This window comes from Deltaproteobacteria bacterium (genome assembly GCA_009930495.1).
GTDB lineage: Bacteria > Desulfobacterota > Desulfovibrionia > Desulfovibrionales > Desulfomicrobiaceae > Desulfomicrobium.
Genome location: RZYB01000306.1, coordinates 1 through 2,090 on the forward strand (window position 1 = coordinate 1; position 2,090 = coordinate 2,090).

The 2,090-nt window shown below is 33.8% G+C and carries 2 protein-coding genes; both read right to left on the reverse strand.

Annotation, left to right across the window (positions count from 1 at the left end; all coding sequences use genetic code 11):
* Window positions 1–1,068, reverse strand: a 1,068-nt coding sequence (locus EOL86_14090; GenBank protein ID NCD26704.1) for a hypothetical protein, incomplete at its 3' end; no start/stop codon positions are given.
* A 278-nt stretch (window positions 1,069–1,346) separates the two neighbouring features.
* Window positions 1,347–2,090, reverse strand: a 744-nt coding sequence (locus EOL86_14095) for a T9SS type A sorting domain-containing protein (protein ID NCD26705.1), incomplete at its 5' end; no start/stop codon positions are given.

Here is a 2,090-nt window from a genome sequence, read left to right on the forward strand (position 1 = left end):
AACTCTGTCCCCAGATTCAATAGTGTATGGACATAATGAATCGTAATTAAGTTGAATGTTTGAGACTGAATCAATAGAGAGATCCTGATTAATTTTCATTGCCATAGCCTTACTCAGGTTTGAAGTATATGGGTCTTCCCATTCTAATCCTGAGACAATAATTGAATTATCTTCGCAGGCTGTGGTTGAATTATCATAAATTATTACTCTAGTTTCAAATAAAATTGAATCAACTCCAGAAAAGGATTCATCTAAAATTTCAATTTGTAACATGTTATGTAAAACTGAGGGTATTTGGATTGTATTGACTATCATATATCCATCTTCAACTTCTCGTACCATAAGACTCATACCAGTAGGAATATCGTCAGCAAGATATTGGATGCTTCGGTTTTTTAGTTGTCCTGATATTTTATCAATTGAACAGATAGTTGGAGTAGGTGTTGCGTTACTTGGAGCAATGTAGTCGTATCCTGCTAAAAGTATATCACTATCTGTTTCAAGAGCAAATTCAAAAACCATACAACTATTTTCTTCAGGATAATCAAAAATTGAAATATATTCTTCTTCTCCAAAATCATCGGTTTTGACAATAACTCCTTTTGGCCACAAAAGATCTGGTCCCGAGACACTATCCTGCATATATACAGTACCGGCAATAAATGCTCCTCCGTCGGCGCTAGGGATACATGTTTCAAGGAATAGGTTTGCTTTATCTGGATGTTCATAATTTGGCATGATGTGATTTATCCAGAGCAGATCACCATTTTCATTAAACTTTATAAGTTGTTCTCTTTCTTCAGGAGAATTACCTGACCAGAATCCGGCATATCTTGCATGTACAAGAATATCATTATTGGGCAATACATGTATGGACATTCCATAGTTCCATGGATTGAATGGAATATCTATTGTGTGACACCATATTAATTCACCACATGGATTAATTTTCATAATCGCGGTTTTCCCCGCTTCATTAACATCAACAAACCCTGAATAGTATGTATTCCCATATTTATCTGTTGTCATCCATCCCCGACCAAAATAATTTGATTCAGAATACCTCATAATTCTTGTCCATAAGATATTCCCGTCTATATCGATTTTCGAATATCTAAAATAATTACTGGTATTGTGGTGATATATACAGAAACCACTATCATAAGAATGATGAGCTGATTGAATCATTCGAATAGAGCCAAATGTATTATCGTATAAATGATCCCATTCTTGGGCAGAGATATATAAAGGGAGAAAAATCAGTAGAAAGAGTATTGTTTTTTTCATAGTTTAATAGTGAAATCAGTACCGCATTAAAAATACGGTACTGATAAATGAATTACAAATTATTGGATCGTTATTTTCTGAACATGAATCTTTGCATTGTTGCTGAAGATAGCAAATGTGTATATCCCAGATTCAATATTGCTTATGTTTATTTTCTGGAATGTTTTGCTTGAATCCAGTAATCCTTTCATTATTAACTGTCCTGTTGTAGACCGTATTTCAAATGATGAATTTGGACGTTTTTCTGGTAGATTGATATTTAGTGTTTCTGTTGCTGGGTTTGGATAAATCAAAATTCCCATATCCATTGATGATGCCACAACAGGCTGCCATTCAACAATACTATTTTTGAGCATAGTTGATTCAACAATTGGCTCATTATAGTTGATTAGGCCAAATTCCAACAAAATATTCTTTGCAAGAAGACCCGGATAATCCCCATTGTCAACTAAAGTTGTTAAAAGAGCTACTTGATTTGTCGAAGGGAATGTATTGTCATTCCCGGTGAAGTAATCTGATGTAATTGTAATCAAGTCTACCATATTTTGGTGGATATAGAATTCCTCTGAGGTTTCAAGTGTTTGATATATCTCACTCATTATCGAATTACATAAAGACAGATTCTGTCTTTCTAATGATGAGAAAGCTGCCAAATATTTGGCAGAGCGGTCTGTTCTCTGTAAAAGTCTGTTATATGCATTGTCTGAACTTGTCGGATTAGTAATGTCTTCAAGATATATTCTTGTAATATTTGTTTCAAGTTTATTGATATCCCGATAAAGCATATTTTTAACGGCGATATT